22 protein-coding genes and 1 other RNA gene are annotated in these 21,113 nt (G+C 38.7%); 7 read left to right on the top strand and 16 right to left on the bottom strand.

All coding sequences use genetic code 11. The annotated features are described in order from the left end of the window. Nucleotides 1–10 precede the first annotated feature (10 nt). A complete protein-coding gene (locus CBF33_RS05465) occupies nt 11–2,227 on the bottom strand; it encodes a RelA/SpoT family protein (protein WP_126762318.1) in 2,217 nt (738 codons plus the stop codon). A 209-nt stretch (nt 2,228–2,436) separates the two neighbouring features. On the opposite strand from CBF33_RS05465, the gene CBF33_RS09555 reads away from it, so the two are divergent. Continuing rightward, nucleotides 2,437–2,589 (top strand): hypothetical protein, encoded by a 153-nt coding sequence (locus CBF33_RS09555; RefSeq protein WP_170167755.1) that lies wholly within the window; start codon nt 2,437–2,439, stop codon nt 2,587–2,589. Between the two features lie 65 nt (nt 2,590–2,654). On the opposite strand, the gene CBF33_RS05460 is transcribed toward CBF33_RS09555, so the two are convergent. The 6 genes from CBF33_RS05460 to CBF33_RS05435 form a co-directional block, all read right to left on the bottom strand. After that, complete coding sequence (locus CBF33_RS05460; protein ID WP_126762316.1) at nt 2,655–3,248, bottom strand: TetR/AcrR family transcriptional regulator; 594 nt, start codon at nt 3,246–3,248, stop codon at nt 2,655–2,657. Between the two features lie 58 nt (nt 3,249–3,306). Beyond that, nucleotides 3,307–3,999 carry an ABC transporter ATP-binding protein gene (locus CBF33_RS05455; protein ID WP_126762314.1) on the bottom strand — a complete coding sequence of 231 codons (693 nt, stop codon included), beginning with the start codon at nt 3,997–3,999 and terminating at the stop codon, nt 3,307–3,309. A 3-nt stretch (nt 4,000–4,002) separates the two neighbouring features. Next, complete coding sequence (locus CBF33_RS05450) at nt 4,003–5,085, bottom strand: ABC transporter permease (protein ID WP_126762312.1); 1,083 nt, start codon at nt 5,083–5,085, stop codon at nt 4,003–4,005. Nucleotides 5,086–5,208: 123 nt separating this feature from the next. Then, entirely contained in the window at nt 5,209–5,967 is a 759-nt protein-coding gene (locus CBF33_RS05445) for a 16S rRNA (uracil(1498)-N(3))-methyltransferase (protein WP_126762310.1), read from the bottom strand. 2 nt (nt 5,968–5,969) lie between these two features. Further along, nucleotides 5,970–6,926, bottom strand: coding sequence for a 50S ribosomal protein L11 methyltransferase (gene prmA / locus CBF33_RS05440; RefSeq protein WP_126762308.1), 957 nt, complete (start codon nt 6,924–6,926; stop codon nt 5,970–5,972). Between the two features lie 11 nt (nt 6,927–6,937). Next, the gene (locus CBF33_RS05435) at nt 6,938–7,426 is read right to left on the bottom strand and encodes a DUF3013 family protein (RefSeq protein ID WP_126762305.1); all 489 of its coding nucleotides are present in this window, start codon (nt 7,424–7,426) and stop codon (nt 6,938–6,940) included. Between the two features lie 121 nt (nt 7,427–7,547). On the opposite strand from CBF33_RS05435, the gene CBF33_RS05430 reads away from it, so the two are divergent. The 4 genes from CBF33_RS05430 to CBF33_RS05415 all read left to right on the top strand — a co-directional run bounded on the left by CBF33_RS05430 (nt 7,548) and on the right by CBF33_RS05415 (nt 9,905). Beyond that, nucleotides 7,548–8,825, top strand: a complete 1,278-nt coding sequence (locus tag CBF33_RS05430; protein WP_126762303.1) for a replication-associated recombination protein A — start codon at nt 7,548–7,550, stop codon at nt 8,823–8,825. A 62-nt stretch (nt 8,826–8,887) separates the two neighbouring features. Then, nucleotides 8,888–9,078: non-coding RNA, 6S RNA (gene ssrS / locus CBF33_RS05425), on the top strand. A gap of 92 nt (nt 9,079–9,170) precedes the next feature. Continuing rightward, nucleotides 9,171–9,455, top strand: a complete 285-nt coding sequence (locus CBF33_RS05420; protein ID WP_126762301.1) for a hypothetical protein — start codon at nt 9,171–9,173, stop codon at nt 9,453–9,455. Nucleotides 9,456–9,470: 15 nt separating this feature from the next. Beyond that, nucleotides 9,471–9,905, top strand: coding sequence for a universal stress protein (locus CBF33_RS05415; protein WP_417168649.1), 435 nt, complete (start codon nt 9,471–9,473; stop codon nt 9,903–9,905). Between the two features lie 73 nt (nt 9,906–9,978). On the opposite strand, the gene CBF33_RS05410 is transcribed toward CBF33_RS05415, so the two are convergent. The 6 genes from CBF33_RS05410 to CBF33_RS05385 all read right to left on the bottom strand — a co-directional run bounded on the left by CBF33_RS05410 (nt 9,979) and on the right by CBF33_RS05385 (nt 16,796). Continuing rightward, the gene (locus CBF33_RS05410) at nt 9,979–11,316 is read right to left on the bottom strand and encodes an FAD-dependent oxidoreductase (RefSeq protein WP_126762296.1); all 1,338 of its coding nucleotides are present in this window, start codon (nt 11,314–11,316) and stop codon (nt 9,979–9,981) included. Between the two features lie 402 nt (nt 11,317–11,718). Continuing rightward, nucleotides 11,719–13,263 carry a bifunctional metallophosphatase/5'-nucleotidase gene (locus CBF33_RS05405; protein ID WP_126762294.1) on the bottom strand — a complete coding sequence of 515 codons (1,545 nt, stop codon included), beginning with the start codon at nt 13,261–13,263 and terminating at the stop codon, nt 11,719–11,721. Between the two features lie 6 nt (nt 13,264–13,269). Continuing rightward, a complete protein-coding gene (phnE, locus tag CBF33_RS05400; RefSeq protein WP_023607032.1) occupies nt 13,270–14,079 on the bottom strand; it encodes a phosphonate ABC transporter, permease protein PhnE in 810 nt (269 codons plus the stop codon). A gap of 11 nt (nt 14,080–14,090) precedes the next feature. Then, nucleotides 14,091–14,903 (bottom strand): phosphonate ABC transporter, permease protein PhnE, encoded by an 813-nt coding sequence (gene phnE, locus CBF33_RS05395; protein ID WP_023607031.1) that lies wholly within the window; start codon nt 14,901–14,903, stop codon nt 14,091–14,093. 4 nt (nt 14,904–14,907) lie between these two features. Next, nucleotides 14,908–15,666, bottom strand: coding sequence for a phosphonate ABC transporter ATP-binding protein (gene phnC, locus CBF33_RS05390; protein WP_126762292.1), 759 nt, complete (start codon nt 15,664–15,666; stop codon nt 14,908–14,910). A gap of 83 nt (nt 15,667–15,749) precedes the next feature. Next, complete coding sequence (locus CBF33_RS05385) at nt 15,750–16,796, bottom strand: phosphate/phosphite/phosphonate ABC transporter substrate-binding protein (protein ID WP_126762290.1); 1,047 nt, start codon at nt 16,794–16,796, stop codon at nt 15,750–15,752. A gap of 234 nt (nt 16,797–17,030) precedes the next feature. On the opposite strand from CBF33_RS05385, the gene CBF33_RS05380 reads away from it, so the two are divergent. After that, nucleotides 17,031–18,362: a C1 family peptidase gene (locus CBF33_RS05380; protein ID WP_126762288.1), complete on the top strand. Its 1,332-nt coding sequence runs from the start codon at nt 17,031–17,033 to the stop codon at nt 18,360–18,362. A gap of 37 nt (nt 18,363–18,399) precedes the next feature. On the opposite strand, the gene CBF33_RS05375 is transcribed toward CBF33_RS05380, so the two are convergent. The 3 genes from CBF33_RS05375 to CBF33_RS05365 form a co-directional block, all read right to left on the bottom strand. Continuing rightward, nucleotides 18,400–18,795, bottom strand: a complete 396-nt coding sequence (locus CBF33_RS05375) for a DUF4809 family protein (RefSeq protein WP_126762286.1) — start codon at nt 18,793–18,795, stop codon at nt 18,400–18,402. Nucleotides 18,796–18,916: 121 nt separating this feature from the next. After that, nucleotides 18,917–19,195: a GNAT family N-acetyltransferase gene (locus CBF33_RS05370; protein ID WP_126762284.1), complete on the bottom strand. Its 279-nt coding sequence runs from the start codon at nt 19,193–19,195 to the stop codon at nt 18,917–18,919. A 103-nt stretch (nt 19,196–19,298) separates the two neighbouring features. Continuing rightward, complete coding sequence (locus tag CBF33_RS05365) at nt 19,299–20,147, bottom strand: YitT family protein (protein ID WP_126762282.1); 849 nt, start codon at nt 20,145–20,147, stop codon at nt 19,299–19,301. Between the two features lie 312 nt (nt 20,148–20,459). Between CBF33_RS05365 and CBF33_RS05360 the strand changes: the two genes are divergently transcribed. Further along, the gene (locus tag CBF33_RS05360; protein ID WP_126762280.1) at nt 20,460–21,083 is read left to right on the top strand and encodes a histidine phosphatase family protein; all 624 of its coding nucleotides are present in this window, start codon (nt 20,460–20,462) and stop codon (nt 21,081–21,083) included. Nucleotides 21,084–21,113 lie beyond the last annotated feature (30 nt).

Here is a 21,113-nt window from a genome sequence, read left to right as displayed (position 1 = left end):
TAACCCCTTTCTAGCCATTTGTTCGACGAACACTATAAACATCTGGTATTGTTTTAATTTTATCGACAATTTGTTTCAAGTGCGATAGATTTTGAATCGATAACGTTAAATGAATGGTTGCCGTCTTATTACGACCGGGACGTGCTTCCACACTGATAAGATTTTTTGTCATCCCATTCACAACGAGTAAGACGTCATTAAGTAAACCGCTACGATTATAGCCATAGATTTCTAAATCGGCATTGTACTCTTGATCGCTACTTGCAGCTGTGTCTTCCCACTCTACCTCGATTAACCGTTGAGACGCTTCATCATTGTTTACAATATTTGGACAGTCTTGACGATGAATCGAAACGCCACGTCCTTTAGTAATATAGCCGACAATATCATCGCCCGGCACAGGATTACAACATCGACTAATGCGAATTAATAAGTTCTCCACTCCTTGGATGACGATGCCACCCTCATGGCGTACTTTAATCTTTTCTGAATCCTTTTTCATCGGTTGTTGTAACAATTCATCTGCTTCTTGCTGTTTGCGTATTTTTTCGCGCTCTCGTCGCTCAGATTCTGTTAAACGATTCGCTATCGTTTGCGCTGTAATCTCGCCATTTCCAATGACTGCATAGAGATCTTCTTCATTATGATAGTTTTGTTTTGATAAAAACTCTGTCATCCGCGCCTTACTCATAATTTCTTTTGGTGAAAAATCCATCGCAATAAGTTGTTTTTCCAGACTCTCTTTACCTTTTGCGATGTTTAGCTCGCGGTCTTGATCTTTGAAGAAACGTCTGATTTTATTTCGAGCACGCGACGTTGCGACAAGTTGCAGCCAATCTCGACTTGGACCGAATGAATTAGCCGATGTCAGCACTTCAATGATATCGCCATTCTTCAATTTATAATCTAACGGCACCATTTTGCCATTAATTTTAGCGCCGGTTGTCTTATTCCCAATTTCTGTATGAATGTTATAAGCAAAATCTAACGGGCCTGAACCTTTCGGTAACTCTGTCACATCTCCTTTAGGCGTAAACACATAGACTTTGTCACTAAAAATATCGCCTTTCACACTTTCCATAAAGTCGGATGCATCGTGACTTTCATCTTGCAACTCAATAATGTCATGAAACCAGCTTAACTGACGAGACTCTTCTGTTTCTGCAACGCCATCGGTTTTCCCTTCTTTATACGCCCAATGTGCCGCCACCCCGAACTCAGCTACCTCGTGCATTTCGTGCGTTCTAATTTGAACTTCCACAGGATTGCCATTAGGGCCAATAACAGTCGTATGAAGCGACTGATACATGTTCGTCTTAGGCATTGCAATGTAGTCTTTAAAACGGCCGGGCATCGGTTTCCACTTAGTATGAATCGCACCCAATACCGCGTAACAATCTTTAATGGTATCAACCAAAACACGAATGGCTAATAAATCATAAATCTCTTCAAACTCTTTTTTCTGATCTTTCATTTTACGATAAATAGAGTAAATATGTTTAGGACGCCCATATATCTGAGCATAAATATCTAACTCTTCCGTCGCCACACGAATATCTTCCACTGTGCGATCAATATAGGCTTCTCGTTCATCGCGCTTTGAGTTCATTAAATGGACAATGCGATAATACTGTTGTGGATTTAAATAACGGAGAGCGGTATCTTCTAGCTCCCATTTTATCCGACTAATCCCCAAACGATGTGCTAAAGGCGCATATATTTCCAATGTTTCTTTAGCTATTCGTCTTTGTTTATCTGCGCGCAAATGCTTGAGCGTGCGCATATTATGCAAGCGGTCTGCTAATTTCACCATAATCACTCGTAAGTCTTGCGCCATAGCTAAAAGCATTTTACGATGATTTTCCGCTAATTGTTCTTCATGTGATTTATATTTGATTTTCCCAAGCTTCGTAACACCATCTACTAACATTGCAACCGTTTCACCAAATTCAGCTGCAATATCTTCCTTTGTTACCGGTGTGTCTTCTACGACATCATGTAAAAAGCCTGTTGCTACGGTATAAGGATCCATTCTCAATTCTGCTAAAATCCCTGCAACTTGAATCGGATGCATAAAATAAATCTCACCAGATTTGCGTACTTGTCCTTCATGTGCTTTTTCGGCAAAGGCACATGCCCGTCTCACGAAGGCAACATGCTCTTCTCCCATATATCCTGATACTAAACGAATCACGTCTTCTGCTGATAGCACTTCTTCTTTAGGCATGTTATCACTCCTCCATGATAGAAAAAAGCACGACAAATCGGTGCTTTCCTTCTGAATTTATTGTTTCTATTATACCGATAATCTAGACGTTTGACAACGATAGGCTTTCAAGGTGTTTTCATCCATAAATCCAATGTAAGCATGTTCAATGCATAAATAAAATCCTTATGATAATCTAATACTATCAAGATAGAGGAAGGTGCTTATTCATGAGAAAATGGCTAAATATAGGCGCCGGCATTGCTTTGGGGATTATTTTTGGTGCTGCTATGGAAAGCTGGGCGGTCGGCATTGGTTTTGCTATCGGTCTAGGAACGATGTTTTATAACAGCTCTAAAAAACCTCAAGGCTCCCCCGGCTGACGATTCAGACCTTAGCCGGGCGCTAAGTTTCAAAAAAGACGTACACGCTAAAACGTGCACGTCTTTTATTTTTTCTTCACAATGCCAAATAACATCATATTTACCATTTTTTCCACTTGTTCCCGTGTCGATTCTGTATGATAACGTCGGTCGATACTCATCAAAGCACTCACATTATACAAAATAAACGTGACTGCTTCATTCAATGTGATATCTGCCGGTTGTTCCCAATCTGATTCACTTAACAGCTTACGAAATGGCTCTTGATACGTTGTTTGAAATAACTGATAAAGTTGATAATGATACTGTTCATCTACCTCTTTTGACATATCATCCAACATGCCAAACAAATTAGTAGGATGTTCCTCAATTAAAAAGACGACCATCTCTACTAAACGACTTTTAACAGACGTTTGTTGCTGCAAAATATCGTGCATTCCTATTTTCACTTGATCAGTTAAACTTTCAATGACTGCTAAATAAATGACCTGTTTATTAGCAAAATGATGATACAAATTAGGTTGCGTAATCCCGCAACGATTTGCAATCTCTCGCGTAGACGTTTGCTTATAACCATTTGTCATAAATAAATCCGTCGCTGTCTTGATAATACACTGTTTGGTTTTCTTCGCTGCAACCTGCCTTGGCGTTAAATTCATTTTCACACCTTCTTTAAACACTATCTTATCTGTTAGTATATCATATTTACGTCAGGTTTTAACGCGTTTTTCTTTTATCTGTTTCCTCTGTTAACGCACCATCTTCGATAAGGAAAACACGATGACAGTAAGATAATAACCTTTCATCATGTGTCACCATCAAGATTCCTTTTTCTTGTTTTTCCGCTTGACGAGCTAGTAGTTCGACCACTTCATACGCACGGTCTGTATCCAAACTAGCAGTGGGTTCGTCTGCCAAGATAATATCTGGTTGGTGGTAGAGCGCCGTCGCAATCGCAACTCGTTGACGTTCTCCTCCAGATAAGTCATTAGGATATTGATTTTTCAAATCTTCAATATCTAATTTTGATAACAACGTTTGCTTGTACTCCTCATCTTTTTTTTGAGCATCGACTTTTTCAATTAATTGAAATTGTTGAGCAACAGTTAAAAAGGGGACTAAATTGGAACTTTGTAAAATAAAACCAATTTTGTCAAAGCGCATTGCCACACGTTCCTTTTTACTCAACTTAGAAATGTCTTTTCCGTCAACTAAAACAGTCCCTTCAGTAGGGTCTTGTAAACCCGCCATAACCGTTAAAAAGGTGCTTTTACCTGAGCCTGACGGTCCAATCACCCCTACCAATTCGCCTCGATTAACAGTAATATTTATATCATCTAAGGCCTTTACCTTCGTATGACCTTGCCCGAACTCTTTACTAACATTTTTTAAAGCTAATACTTCTGTCATTTTTTATCCTCCAATCGCATCTAAAGGATTTGCTTTTGCTACTGTACGTATCGAAAAAGCTCCTCCAATCACAGCTACAATAATCAAGCCTACCGCGTAAATTGCCATTTCTTTAATATCCGCTGCAAACGGCATACTTTCTGGCAAGAACAACGTCGTTATATACGTAATGAGTGAGCCTAATGCAACTCCTAGTACCGCAAGTAAAAAAGTTTGTAAAAGAACAGAACGAGCTAAGAAGCCATTTGGAACTCCTTGAACTTTCAAAATACCAAACATGTTCAGCTTTTGTAATGTCATCACGTAAATAAAGACACCAATTACAAATGCGGCAATCACTAGTAAGAAGTAAATCATCCCGTCTAATGTTAAATTTTGCTCGGTATATCCGGGAATGTTGCTAATAAATGTTTCTGTTGGTAAGCTTTCATACTTATCTTTATCAATGACTTTTTTGGCAGGTTTTCGATATAAAACCCCACTGACTTGCTGATCCTCCATTTTCTCTGTCGCATCTTTTCCATATTTTAATGCCGACCAATTTGGAATGGTCGTGTATAAAACAGGTGCAATATTATAAGTACTTGAACCAAAAGCTCCTACAATCGTTTGTTCCTCTTCATTACTACCTAAAATAATCTTATCGCCAACTTTATAGCCTAAGTTTGCCATTTCCTCTGACATGATGACTTCACCATCTGTTTTTGGATAGTCACCTTTCGTCAATTTTGGTAAAAAAGAACTTTTTTCTTCTAAACCAAAGACAGCTACATTGTCGCGTTCTTCTTGTTTGATTCCAGCTTTTTCAGCAGCAAAAAAAGCATAACCAATAGGTTCTTTTGTTTTGGCATCTACATCATCCACTACTGATGTCGGCAACACTGATGCGGTTAAGCTCTTATTCGAATCCTCCGCTAAAACAATCCCATCAATTTCCCACTGATCAATCGCACGGCGATTTCCTTCACTTAAACCATTAGCTAATCCCGATAAAATAAAAACTAACCAAGCAATGAGTAACATTATAAATACAATTAAAAAGAACTTTCCTTTAGAGTGTTTCACTTCATTATAGGCTAAAAACATTTTCAACATCCTTTCACTTATCATCTGATAAACATATTATCACTTATCAGTAGATAAGTGAATTTTTTTGCTCAAAAAAAGAATCAACCCTTTTAAGATTGATTCTTGCATAAGATTTTTTAATTAACCTTGCATTTCAAGTTGATAACTAATAGCACTTAATAAGTATAAAGGAGCTGTCTCCGTCCTTAGAATACGTGGTCCCAACCCACAAGCAAGCGCCCCGGTTTCCGTAAGCTGTTGTACTTCTTGTGGTGTTAATCCGCCTTCTGGACCAAATACACACGCTACACGCATGCCTACTTCTAACTGATTTAACGTGCGGCTTAGTTGTGTCATTTCTCCTTGTTTGGCTGATTCTTCATAGGCTACTAACACAACATCATACTCTGCTACACGTTGTATTAATTCCTTAGTATCAGATAACAATGTAATCGAAGGAACGCGTTGACGATGCGATTGTTCAGCTGCTTCTGTCGCAATTTTTGTTAAACGTTGTTCTTTAGCCAAACGTTTTTTATCATTCCATTTCACAACAGAGGTTTTAGCAGGAAACCCAATAATTTCAAACGCACCTAGCTCCGTTGCTTTCTGCGTTATCCACTCTAGTTTATCCCCTTTAGGAAACCCACAAAAAAGCGTCACATCTACGGGCATTTCGCTGCTTTTTGTAATAAACTCCTCTTTTGAAACAAGCACACATTCTGGCGTGACCTCTCTGACTTTCACACGCCACGTTTGCCCTTCACTATAAACAAAATAACACTCATCACCGATTTTCATTCGCATGACAATTACCATATGGTGATAATGCTCATCCGGTACTCTTATCAAAGCATCTGCACTTTCAAAATCTTTTTCTTTCATAAAATAACGTTGCATACTTACGCCTCTTCCGTTATCAGTGGTTTTTCATAGATTAAAGCAAGCCAGTCTTCTTGTTGGAATTTTTGATAAAGTTTAAACCCAACTTCTTGCATCTTGTCGTGAATGGCACTTTCTTTCTCTGTAATAATTCCTGAAACAATAAATTTACCGCCGTCATTTACTAAGTTCCAAGCGTCTGGAATCATTTTTTCAATAATGTGCGGGAGAATATTCGCGACAATGACATCTGCTGTTTGTGTAATCCCGTTTAGTAAATCGTTAGCTGCCACCTGGACATCCGCTGCAATAGGATTTAAATCTAAATTTTCTTGCGCAACACGGACGGCGACTTCGTCTAAATCATAAGCATAGACGTTTTTTGCGCCAAAATGTTTCGCTGCAATACTTAACACTCCTGAACCAGTCCCTACATCTAGTACGGTTTCGCCACCTCTTAACGTAACTTCTAACGCATGTAGCGTTAAAAAAGTAGTCGGATGCGTTCCCGTACCAAAGGCCATGCCCGGATCCATCACAATAATACGCTCATCAGCATGCTGAGCTTCATATTTTTCCCACTCAGGTACAATCGTTAAGAAGCGACTGACATGTACGGGATGATAGTATTTTTTCCAAGCAGTCGCCCAATCATCTTCGACGACATCATTGAGCGAAATCTTACCAGCTCCTTTGTCTAAACCAAAAGACGGTAATTGATTGACGTGATGTTGAAGAGTTGGCACGATTTCAGGAAGAAAAACTGTTTCAGGGAAATAGGCCATTACTTTGGCTCCCTCTTTGATGTGAAGCATATTTTCCTTATCGACCAATTCTCCATAAGCGTCTGATTCATACGCTTGTAAATCCAACGCATCTTCAATAGCGACACCACTTGCGCCAGCTTCCATCAAAAAATGGGAAACGGCTTCGACCGCTTCACTACTCGTTTCAATTGTTAACTCTGTCCACTCCATTTTTTCACTCCTTAATATCGTGGGTATAAAACACGTTCTGAACCGTGTTTCATCGCCTCTCTAGTTTTTAAGACTTCTTGATAACGTGCTTGATTCCACACTAGTTCAAATGTTGAAATCGTTTCGTCCGCTAAGAATTGATTCAATGCTGTTGTTCCTTCATCCAAAACTGCTTTTAATTCAGAAGCGATGGCTTCAGCTTCGGATTTACTCAATCCTTTTTTTCCGGCGTAAGGCAAGGCAACTAAATACTCATCTGCTTCACTTAGCGGTTTTCCTTGAGGGTATAAAAGCAAACTATCTTCAAACTCGATAATATCTTCTTCCGTTTCCACCCCATTTAAATCTTCTAAGGTCACAGTCGCGTCATTATTAGCATATAACACCACAATAATTTCGACTAAATGATTTTTGGTATCCCAATCAATAGCAAAATCATAATCGCTCAAACTTTTTTCTAATTGACGCTCTAAGTATTCCAACATATTTTCTTTTTTCATGATTTTCCTCTTTCTAATCTTCGTATTCGCTTTTAATCATACAAGAAATCAAGCATTTTTACCATTCTTCTTTCTTGCATGCTCTATGCTATAATAACAATAGAATAAAGGAGGAGCTACTATGCAACAACCCTTAGCGTATCGCATGCGACCACGCGTCCTTAGTGAAGTCGTAGGCCAACAACATCTCGTCGGTGAAGGTAAAATCATTCACCGTATGGTCACTGCCAAAATGTTATCTTCCATGATTCTTTACGGTCCTCCCGGCACAGGAAAAACGAGTATCGCCAGTGCGATTGCTGGTTCTACCAAATATGCCTTTCGGACGTTAAATGCCGCAACCGATACAAAAAAAGACTTACAAATTGTAGCAGAAGAAGGTAAAATGAGCGGCACGGTCATCTTATTACTCGATGAAGTGCATCGTCTTGATAAAACAAAACAAGATTTTTTATTACCACATCTTGAAAGTGGCAGAATTATTATGATTGGGGCTACGACTGAAAATCCATATATTAGTATTAATCCGGCGATTAGAAGTCGAACCCAAATTTTTGAAGTCACACCGCTCAGCGAGAAAGAAATGACGACGGCGATTCAATATGCCCTAGCCGATAAAGAACGTGGATTAGGCAATGAAGCGATTGAACTGGATGACAACGCCTTACAACATTTAGCAAGAAGCACTAATGGCGATTTACGAAGTGCGCTCAACTCACTCGAACTGGCTGTCAAATCTACTCCTAAAAATGAACAAGCGGTCATACACATCACGCTCCCAATTATCGAAGAATGTTTGCAACGAAAAGCCATGACACACGATAAAGATGGAGATGCGCATTATGATGTGATTTCTGCTTTTCAAAAATCGATTAGAGGAAGCGATGTAGATGCAGCGATGCACTACTTAGCTCGCTTAGTCGAAGCAGGTGATTTATTTATTATCTGTCGACGTTTAATGGTTATTGCATACGAAGATATTGGCTTAGCCAATCCGCAAGCTGCTGCTAGAACTGTCACTGCCGTGCAAGCTGCTGAAAAACTAGGTTTTCCTGAAGCAAGAATTCCTCTAGCTCAAGCTGTTGTTGATCTATGTTTATCACCAAAATCAAATTCCAGTTACTTAGCAATTGATGCCGCGCTTGCTGATATTCGTAAAGGTAGAATCGGACAAATTCCTGACCATTTGCGTGATAGTCACTATCAAGGCGCTAAAGAGTTAAATCGGGGTGTTGGTTATCAGTACCCTCATGACCATGCTCTTGCTTGGCTGCCACAACAGTACCTTCCAGACGGATTGGCAAACCGAAAATATTATCAACCGAAAGAAACGGGTCGGTATGAAGAAGCTCTTAGCAAACGCTACCAACAGCTAGAACAATGGAAAAAACAGTCATAAAAAATATAAAAGACAGTCACTTGTATTTGATGAAATGATGACTTTGTGCTACTATATAAGTGGGTAGTCTGTGATGTTCGCGTTAGACCACTTCAGTGTTGACCGAACATATTAGTATTATATTGGGATTCAACGAGCCCAAGAAGAAAACATGCCTTATCACTTGGTAGTTTGACGCTTGGACAGAGAAGCCCACCTGCTTACTTTGCGGGTTCAATACTACGGTTTAACTAACGGCATCGACGGATTTTCCCATTTTTATGTTTTTAAAAGCAATTTGCATTGGCAAATTGCTTTTTTCTTCCTTATAAATATAAGTAAAATGATAAAAAACGAGGTGTTCCTATGATACGCTTTTTCACCATGACAATTGTCATAATCCTTGCACTTGTCAGTGCAGGCTTAAAAAAATATTACCCAACATTGAGTCAAGTTTTAGGAGGTCCAACAAATCAAGCGACCATTACACAGCTATTTCAGTTTTCGTTAAAAGTCACACAAGTGCTAATCATTTTAGGCGTCATGTTTGTTTTTATTAACAATAAATCAGCGTCATTATTTTATATCTCTTCAGTGCTAATCGCTTCTGGTATTTTCAGTTACCGCTTATCGAAACGAATCAAAAGTTAGAGGAGGAAACGTATGATAAACCAATCCTATCCAACCATTATGGTAGCTGTCGATGGATCATCCGCAGCAGAAAAAGCGTTAAAAAAAGCGATTCATGTCACACGTGTCAATAGCGCCCATCTCATCATCGCTCATATTATTGACACTCGTGCCTTTCAGTCACTGACTTCTTACGACCAAGAAATGGCAGATCAAGCTTTACGGGTCGCAACCGAAACACTCGCCGTGTATCAAGAGTTAGCTGAAGAAAATGGATTAACTAACACTAGCACCGTCATTGAATTCGGTTCTCCAAAACACCTACTAGCCGAAGCCTTACCTGAAAAACATAATGTCTCACTCCTCATGATGGGGGCGACTGGGATGAACGCTATGGAACGCTTATTATTAGGTTCTGTTTCACAATACGTTTCACGACACGCGCTCTGCGATGTCCTCATCGTGCGCTAATTAGCCTGACTAAAAACAAAAAAGCGACTATCTGGTAGAAACTTCCTTTCTTACCAAATAGTCGCTTTTTATTTTATTTTATTTCTAACGCTTTTTGAGCTAATAAATTCAAATAGTTCCACGGACGATCGAAGTGAGGTTGGAAAAAGAAGTCGCTGATTGCTAAATCTTCTACTGTCATTTGATTTTGAACAGCTAGAGAAAGCGTATTAGCTGACTGTGTCACATCATAGCGCGACATTAACTGTCCCCCCAAAATGGTTCCTGTTTCCGCATCAAACACGAGCTTCATTTGCACGTTTTCAGTCGAAGGCATAAACTCGGGACGATAGTTATCTTCCAAATAGGCTGACTTTACATTTAGTCCTGCTGCCCTCGCACCGGCTTCAGTCATACCAGTAGACCCAATATTATAACCAAAAAGATGAAGCCCTGACGTTCCTTGTGTCCCACGATATGCTAGTCTAGGTTCGATGATATTATATCCAACTAACATCCCTTGACGAACAGCATTTGTCGCAAGTGGAATATAGTGATGGCTATTCGTTGGATTATAATGTACGACTGCACTGTCACCCGCTGCATATATATCTGAATCCGAAGCACGCATATATTCATCTACCACAATCGCACCATTTCCAAGACGCTCGACTTTTCCTGCCAATAATTCTGTCATCGGTCTAAAACCGACACAGACAATAACCAACTCTGCTTCATACGTTGCTCGACTTGTTTTGACATGTGATACTGCTTGACCATCTCCTATGAACGCTTCAACATTTTGGTTGAGTGCCAATGTTACTCCCTGATTAATCAGTTCTGCCTCTAAAACATCGGTCAGCTCAGTGTCTAAATATTTATTTAGAATGCGGTCCAATCCATCAATTAATGTCACATCTTTACCAGACTGGGCAAAGGCTTCGACCAGTTCAATCCCGATATATCCTGCTCCGACAACGGTAATCTTATTTACACCTGCTGCTTTAGCAATCAGTTGTTGGGCTTGATGATAATTTTTACAAAGCACAATATTATCTTGTTCAATCCCGGGAATAGGAGGGATGATAGGCCAAGAACCAGTTGTCATTACCAATTTATCGTAGGTGTCTTCTTTTGTCTGACCAGTTTGTAAATCAGTTACCCATAATTTTTTATTGACAGTGTCTATTTCTGTCACATCATGTTCCATCCAGACTTTAGCACCTAAACTGGCAAGTTCTTCAGGATTCGAATAAAACAACTCTTCAGGATTCTTAACAACACCGCCTACATACAATGCAATACCACATGATAAAAAGGAAACATTATCATTTCTTTCGTAAACAGTCACATCTACTCCTGGATTTTCCTTTAATATATTTTTAACAGCTGATGTCCCAGCATGTGTACATCCAATAACGATAATTTTCACAAATAACACTCCTATATCTCTATATTTTTGTTACAAGATAAACTTAACACATCGATAATGATTATCACTATCATTATGCTTGTGAATAAAAACAAGGATCAAAACGCCATTTATGCTTATTATCATGTTTTTAATACCTTAATTGAATGACTTTTATATGATAACAACTATTAAATAGAGTGCTATATCTATTGAAATACTTTACACAAATAAATCAAATCGAACATGTGAATTTTTTCTTTTAATATTCACATAAATAAATTAATAATGACTGAATATCAAATGATACGTTGTCTAGAAAGACGATAGTCATCTATTTAACTATCACCCAAAGAAAGCTAGAACATAATAAAAACCCTCTAAAAGAAAACTTTCTTTTAGAGGGTTAAACTAAAACTAGTATTAATATATAACATCAAAAGTATGCTCGGTAATCGGCGTTAATTTAGGATGTTTTTTAAGAAAATCTGCGATCAACTCTGTCATATCCACTGTCACTTCTTTGACAATCTTATCCGCTCCAAACATTGTATAATCACCACCACCGACTGCTCGGTACTGATTCATCGCTACTTCTAATATTTGATCATCCGTCACTGGTTTACCAGCATAAGTTAAGGCCTTCACGCGCTGTCCTACCGGTTGTCGGATATCCAAAGTATACGAGATTCCTGCATACATATCATAATTAAAGTGCTGAATCTTCGGCTCTAAAAATGCTGGGCTGACAGTTAACGTGCCATCATGATTAATCGCAAAGTATCCAGCCGAACGTTCCAAAGCAGCTTTCAAGTCAGTCCCTGTAATGCGAACGACCGCTAATGTATTAGGATATATGTAGTTTGTCACGATATCGCGCATGGTAATGGACGCGCCAAAACCTTTTCCGTTGTTATCAAAAAGTGCCGTTCCGGAAATATCTGTCCCTGTCGCATCCATTTGAACTTGATTGATAAATTCAATGTACGGATGCCCCTTTGCACGAACAGCCATCGGATCTTCAATCCACATCGTCCCATCTACTTCGCCGATTTCTTGGTCGAGCCACTTATTCACTTCTTCTAATAACGGTAAATACGTTTGACTGAGTGTTTCGTCCACTTGTTCAGACGGCGTTAATAGTTTTGCTGAACGTGAGAGAACCTGACGGGTTGTTTCTTCTATTTCCAACGTCACACATCCCATAAAACGTCCCTTATCTCCCGGTTGCGTCCCAACACATGTGTCGGTTTCAAATGTCAACTCGCGATGTTGATGTCCTGTTAAAAGGACGTCAATTCCAGGCACATGATGTAACAACTCATAGCCTTCATTTTCACCCGTTAACATCTCGGTTGGCTCACCGGTTTCCAAGTCACGTTCAAAGCCACCGTGATAACTGACGACTACTATATCCGCTTGCTTTTTCAATTCAGGAACATATTTTTGCGCCGTTTCAACAACGGGTAGAAATTCCAACCCCTTAATCGTAGCTGGTTGTTCCCAATGCGGAATATAAGAAGTGGTTAATCCTAAAATCGCAATCTTAACCCCTTCGCGTTCAATAATATGATAAGCGTGACCTGTCAAAGGCGCTCCTGTTTCATCGAGAATGTTCGCACACAATACCGGATAGTCGAGTCGTGCTAAATTTTCTTTTAAATACGACAAACCATAGTTGAATTCATGATTTCCTAGTACACCCGCATCATACCCCATATCATTCATAACATCTGCCATGATTGGTGTACTTTTTTCTTTTGCCACATAATAACTTAACGGTGAACCTTGTAAAAAATCACCATTATCAATCTTTATCAGCGCAGAGCCAATCTCTTGTGCCAGTTGATTCATGCGCTCCTTTACTTTAAACGCACCAAACGGTAACGATTGATGTTGTTCACGAAAATCAGTTGGATATAAATACCCATGTAAATCACTGGTCGATAAAATGGTAAGACGTACCATAGCTTTCTACCCCTTTACTAATTTGGCTCTCAGTTTATTAGAAATCACTTCGACAATTAAAATTAATACGATTAAACCGATTAAAATGGCCCCGACTTGATTCCAACGATAAGAATTCATCGCAAAGATTAACGGTGAACCAATGCCCCCCGCTCCTACCAAACCTAAAATCGTTGCATCGCGAAGGTTCATATCAAATCGATAAATCGTAACCGATGTAAAATTGGCAATCAATTGCGGTAAAATACCAAAACGTATCTTTTCAAACGTATTACATCCCATAGCTGTCATCGATTCTAAAATACCTGTATCTAAATCCTCAATCACGTCGACATATAACTTTGATACCATACCGATAGAAGTTAAAGACATGGTCATCACCCCTGCGAAAGGACCAGGCCCTGTTACACGAACGAACATTAAGCCATATACAAGTGCTGGTATCGTACGAATCACAATGACGATAAAACGTGTGATGACATAAACTGGCTTTGGTACAATACTTGGCGCCATTAGAAAAGCGACAGGTATCGATAAGATGGCACCAAAAACGGTTCCTAGAAAAGCAATACATATTGTTTCAAATAACAAGTAAAAAACACCTTGTTGACTAAAATTCCATAGTAAATCCATATCCGGTTTTAAAATACCTTGAATAATGCTAACAGCAATCTTCCAACCGCCGTCATCCACCGCATTAAATTGAATCGCCGATAGCGACCAAATAAATGCACCTACTAGGACGGTGACAATCATCAGATATTGAACTTTTTTCGATGTTTCTTTATTTAATTGTGCTTCTATTGCGTGATTCATTTTTCACCCTCCTATTGTAGTTTTCGACGACAGTATTCACTTAGCGACTCTATAAGCGCCACTGTCACAACTAAGACGACTAGAATCGTCCCAACATTCGCATATTCACGCCAACCTAAGCGTTCATTTAAAATAATACCAAGACCACCTGCACCTACATATCCTAAGATAGACGCATAGCGTAAATTCCCTTCAAAGTTAAACAGAGACGTCGACAAGTACGTCGGTAGAATTTCTGGTAGTACAGCATAACGAAACGCTTGTAAACGAGTTAAGCCCATAGATTCTAGAGCATAGAACGTTGACATATCTAACGACTCTATTTGTTCATAGGTTAGCTTCCCAACATACGCCACTGTAAATAGAAAAATCGCCAATGTCCCTGCCATCGTTCCTAATCCAAAAATAAATGTGGCAATTAAAGCCGTCACTAACGTAGGTAAGGTTCTCAAAACACTTAAAAATAACTTGAAAAACCCAGCAATAAAACGATTGTTGACAATATTTGCTGAAGCTAATAAGGCAAGCGGCATAGCTACTAGAGCACCTACTAGTGACCCTAATAAAGACATTTTTATCGTATCAAAAAGCGGTTGCCATACCCGATTTAAAAAGCCCCAGTTAGGAGGCATCATATCTCCTAAAATAACAAAGAATTGTGACCCTCTTGTCATCAATGTTGAAAAGTTAAAGCGTGTGACATCCATCGCTAACCAAGTAAAAATAAGTATTAACAAGACATATACCGGTACCCACGAGCGTTTTTCTGTGACCGTTTTGCCATTCGCCAGTTGAATCGTTTTACCTTTTACTAATTTATCCATTTGGCTACGACTCCTTTGCGTTGGTAGTATCTTCTAAGTAAATTGTATCTAATACATCCTGAGTAACCTCACTAGCACCACCATCATATACAATTTGACCCTTGCGAATACCAATAACTCGGTCAGCGTATTCTAAAGCCAAGTCCACATGGTGAATATTAATCAGAATGGAGATATTCATCTCTTGATTGATACGTTTAAAATCATCCATCACAATTTTTGCTGTCACGGGGTCAAGCGACGCAACGGGTTCATCTGCCAAAATAATATCCGGTTGACGTGCTAACGTCCGTGCTAACGCCACACGTTGTTGCTGTCCTCCTGATAATTGATCCACACGTGTGAAGGCCTTATCTAAAATCCCAACATTATCCAGCGCTTCTAAGCCCACCACTTTCGTTTCTTTCGGAAAAACACCTAAAATACGACGCCATAATGGCATATCCGGTACAGAAGAAATCATGACATTTTTTAAGACAGTCGCTCGAGTAACTAAGTTAAAGGATTGAAAGATCATGCCTATTTTCTTACGAAATTCACGAATTTCCTTGCCTTTTAAATCATTCACATTTACATCGTTGACTAATAAACGCCCTTCATCAATATCATGCATGCGATTAATACAATGAATGAGAGTCGATTTACCAGCTCCTGACAACCCAATAATCGCAACAAACTCTCCCTGTTCAATTTCTAAATTTACATCTTTGAGTGCCGTATAACCATTCGGATACGTTTTTTGCACGTTCTCAAATTTAATCATAAAAAGTCCTTCCTTAAAAATAAACTGTGACTAGTTACTAATCACAGTTTATTTTTATTTACTATTCTATTATACTAAGCGTTTTATTTTGCTAATTCTTGAATTAATTTTTGTGCTTTACGTTCACTATCGTAGTCTTCAGATTTTGCTTTTACATAGCCTTCATGACTATAAATAGCAATCACTTCTTTACCTTCTTCGCTTTCGCCAATGTTAATAAACGCATTTTGTAAAGCTTGTTTTAAATCATCATCCATTTTTTCAGAGTTTTTACTTACTGAAATAGTATCGTTATAGATGGCAGGAGTCACACCAATGACGTCTGTTTCATCCCAAATACTCTTTTCACGGTTGTAATCAGTTGTCCAAGTGTCTTCATAGTCACGACGACCATCTGCGTAAGTTAATAACACATCCACTTGTCCAGCAGCTAAACGAGCAAACGCACTACCATAAGAGTCAGATTGTACGATGTTTTTTAGTTCTGATAAGTTTTTGTCATAGTTTTCTTGTAACCATAGACTTGGGTAAATGTAGCCTGCTGGAGAAGATGAAGACATGACACTCCAAGAAGCGCTATTTAAATCTTCCCATGATAATTTTTCGCCATCATTCACTTTTTTCGCTAATTCTTGTCCTTTTGATGAAGGTCCAGCAATCATCAACGCACGATAAGAAGCTGCTTGTTTGTCTGTTGGTGCTGTTGGTTTGTTATCGTTCCAGTCTTTTGGCTCATCTGAATCAATTGAAAGACCTGCACGTGTTGCTGTCAATAATACTTCTGCGCCATCATCGTATAAAACATATGTACCACCTGGAATAAACCCTACATCTAATGTACCGGCAGATAAAGATTCTCCTACTGCTTCAAAGTTCGTTCCCACAGTGATATCTACTTTTTTAATATCGTAACCTTCGTTTTTCATTTCTTTGATAATCAAGTCTTTTAAAGGTTCAGTTACAGAGACAATTTCTTCTGGGTCACGTGATGGTACAAACCCCACTGTCAATGTATCAAGTGATTTATTCCCATTTTCTTCTTTTGACCCCTCAGCTTCTTTTGACCCACATGCTGTTAATGTTGCGGCTAAACCTAAAATCGTTGCGTATTTCAGAACTTTTTTAAACAAAGTAACTCCTCCTTATTATTGTTGTTTCCCCACCTTTCGAGTATACCACCCCATTTCACAAATATCTATGCTTATTAAGCAATTAAAACTGAGAATGTATAAGAAAACGAAGAAAAACTGATGAAAATAAATTGAGTTTCTTTTTGAAAATGAGAATCCTTTAATTATCTGAAAAAGAGGCGTATAATATGACCCATGAGATAAATAATTAGTTAAATATAGAGGAGTGATTCAATGTCTCAAGAAATTACTAAAGAAGATTTATTACGCTATCAAACTGCCTTCGCTGCACAACCTAAAGCAGCAGCCCGTCAACGAAGCATCGTGGCTAATGGCTTGCTTGAAGCAACTGAGGACACCTTTGCGTACCAAAACACGACGCCAACCTTTTCTATCGATTTAGATACTGGTCATGTATCAAATCAAAAACAAAGCGGTCGTTGCTGGATGTTCGCTGCACTTAACACATTTCGTCATCATATCGCTAACACGCTTAAATTAAAAGATTTCGAACTTTCTCAAAACTATACATTCTTTTGGGATAAGTTTGAAAAAGCGAATTACTTCTATGAAAATATTTTAGCAACGGCAGATAAACCCCTTAATAGCCGTAAAGTTGCCTTTCTTTTACAAACACCTCAACAAGATGGTGGACAATGGGACATGCTTGTCTCGCTCATCGAAAAATATGGTGTCGTGCCAAAAAGCGTGATGCCTGAAAGTAAAAACAGCTCTTCATCACGCGCGTTAAATACCTATTTAAATAAAAAATTACGTAAAGATGCTATCACACTACGTCAGCTGGTCGCTGATCAAGCAAGTCCTGAAACGATTAAAGAAACAAAAGAACGCTTATTACAGGAAGTATACCAATTACTTGCCTTTTCACTTGGAACGCCTCCAACTTCTTTTGATTTTTCTTATCGTGATAGCGATGAAGTGTATCACTATGAGGAAAATTTAACACCACAAACTTTTTATGAAAAATATGTGGGACTGAACTTAGCGGACTACATCAGTGTCATTAATGCACCTACAGCTGATAAGCCTTATAAAACACTTTATACAGTCGAAATGTTAGGCAACGTTGTCGGCGGTCGCGAAGTTCGTCACTTAAATGTCGATATGCCAACTTTCAAAGATTTCGCCATTCGCCAATTAAAAGCAGGCGAAGCCGTATGGTACGGCTGTGATGTCGGTCAATCCTCTAATCGACAAACAGGCGTCATGGCACTAGATATCTATCCGATTGATGACACATTAGACATTGACTTTTCAATGACCAAAGCCGAACGCCTCGATTATGGGGAAAGCTTAATGACACACGCGATGGTGCTAACAGGTGTTGACTTAGTCAATGAACAACCCACTAAATGGAAAGTAGAAAATAGCTGGGGAGAAAAAGTCGGTCACAAAGGTTACTTCGTCATGAGTGATGAGTGGATGGATGAATATACTTATCAAATTGTCATTCATAAAAAATATCTACCAGAAGAACTCCAACCCGTACTAGCCACCGATCCTATAATGCTTGACCCTTGGGATCCAATGGGCGCTTTAGCTTAATAAAAAACGACTTTGATTTTTAATCAAAGTCGTTTTTTTATGACATTTCAAAGGTGTAGCCGTCTACATCAAAAAAGGTCGTTAAGATTTCATTAGCTTTTTGCGTCACCTCATTGGGTATTTCTAGAAAATCACGGGTAACAAGACGTTGACTGCCTTGACTAAACGTTAATTGGTCATATTCTTCTTCTAATTTCACTTGCTTAGAATCTTTTCGGTACACCACATGTTCATCCAACATTCCTACTACTAACTCTTGACGCCACCCTTCATGAATAGCTAATGCTCTTACTAATTCATTTACTGCCATGTTTTCTAAGGCAATTTCACGACCGTCTATTTCCAATGTATACATAACACATTTGACCGTCCCACAAGCATTACATCCACCTTCTGTTAAATCCACCGCACTACTCACTTTAATCTTTTTCATACTTAAGCCTCTTTCCACACTCGTGTTATGCTTCACATATACAGTGTATAAGTCCTTTTTTAGTTTTGCAACTTTTCTGTCCGTAAAAAAGAGCTTGCCTTTTCTAGACAAGCTCTTTGACTTATTGTTCTTTTAACACATCGGCATATTCTGGCACACGTTCAAACTCTCGAACGGCAAAAGAACATTCTGGAATAATTTTTTTCCCTTCACGACGTGCTTTATCTACTGCTAAAGCCATTAATTTCTGAGCAATTCCTTGCCCACGGTAATCAGGATTAACACCCGTATGGTCTAATACAAGCGTATCTTCTCCCAATTGTTGAAAGGTAATTTGACCGATTTGATTCCCTTCATCATCTACAAACGCCACACGTGTATCTGTTTCTACTGTTTTCATCTCATACCCCTTCCCATTTATAATATCGCTTACATCTAGTTTACTTCATTCTCGCTTTTTTTCAAATCATCTTGCTCAATAAAAAAAGCTGGTTTCCCAGCTTTTAACGACTTAAACTAAACCCCTTGCCCATTACTTCACTCGCAGCCATTGCCACAACAAAGGCATGAGGGTCAATAGCTAAAACTTCTTCTTTTAATGTATGAAATTCCTTCTCTGGTATCACACACATGAGCATTTCTTTTTCTCGACGTTCAAACCCACCTTGAATGGCTAGATGAGTCACGCCTCGATCCATTTTTTCAATAATCATTTTATTAACCTCATCGGAAGCTTCAGAAATAATCATCACATTCTTAGAACGATCAAACCCAACTTGAACTAAATCCACCACGCGTCCGATAATAAATAAACTAATCAAAGAATATAATACACGGTCAACATCAAACACAAGCAACGCACCTATAATAACAAAACCATCAACAATTGAGACCGCTAGTCCCAAAGGTAATTTAAAATATACGTTGACAATTTGTGAAATAATCGCCGTTCCACCTGTCGAAGCATTTCCTTTAAACACTAACCCTAAACCTATTCCTGTAATCACACCACCAGAAAGTGCTGCTAGTAAAGGCGTATGCGTTAAAGTAGGGATATTACCGATTAATCCCACAAAAAAAGGGAAAATCATACTTCCATAAATCGTCTTCATTCCAACTTCTTTTCCCAACAAAATAAAACATAAAATAAGTAAGGGGATATTAATCGCATACAATATAACAAAAGAAGGAATTCCGGTGACATGATTTAAGATAACACTAACCCCCGTTGCTCCCCCTGCTACAATTTGATTTGGCTCTAAAACTGACTGCATAGAGACCGCTAATAAAAACGCACCGACTGTTACATACAATAAAGAAACAATGCGTTCTTTTGTCATTATTTTTTTCATTTCAACCCTTCCGACCTTTCCCCGTAATTTTACATGCCTTTCAAGTATAACGAACACAAAACATGACTGTCAATCACGCATTTAAAAGAATTTCTTCTATGAAAATAACAGTTGATTTTTACGTCTTTTTATGAGATTATAATGAATAAGATTAGAAACAAGTTAAAATATAGCGTGATTGTTTTTAATCTTGTCGTTTCCCCTTTTAAAGCACAAGAGTTCATCGTCTCTTGTGCTTTAATCTTTTTACTTGTCCTATCTGTCGTTTTCACTGATAATAGATAGTGAAAAACAGAAGGAGGATATCTTAATATGACAACGTTTTATTGTGTACGACATGGCAAGACAGAGTATAATCAACATCATATTTTTCAAGGCGGAACAGCCGACTCACCGCTTTTACCAGAAGGAAAGCAGGCAGCGACTACTCTTGGAAAGTATTTTGCGAGTGAAGAGATTCAGTTTGATTATGTTTTTGTAAGTCCTCAAGGTCGCGCACAAGATACTGCTCACTATATTGTCGCCGAACTATCGCCTCAGCCAGCACTCACTACCGTCCGTGATTTACGTGAAATGGAATTTGGAAAGTGGGATGGCACACCTGAAGCCGATTATCACCACTTACCAGAATTTCAAAAGCTTGTCCATGAACCACATCTCTACGAAGCAAGCGCACATGGTGGCGAAACTTTTTCTGAGTTATTAGAGCGGACGCTCAACGTGTTTAAAAAAATTCAAACTGAGCATCCTGAGGCTACCGTCTTAATTGTGGCACACGGACTTTTACTTCAATCTATTATTAAATACTTTCAAGGTGTTCCTCTTTCAGACATTCGAAAAGGGGAAGCATTAAAAAATACGAGCGTCTCCATTATTGAAGGTCACGCTGATTTATCATTTGACGTAACATCTTGGAACGACACGCATTTTCTATAATATTAAAAAGCTTAACAGCGGTTTAAGGCT

It is taken from the genome of Vagococcus lutrae (assembly GCF_003987555.1).
Taxonomy (GTDB): domain Bacteria; phylum Bacillota; class Bacilli; order Lactobacillales; family Vagococcaceae; genus Vagococcus_A; species Vagococcus_A lutrae.
This window is presented reverse-complemented; position numbering and strand designations above follow the sequence as displayed.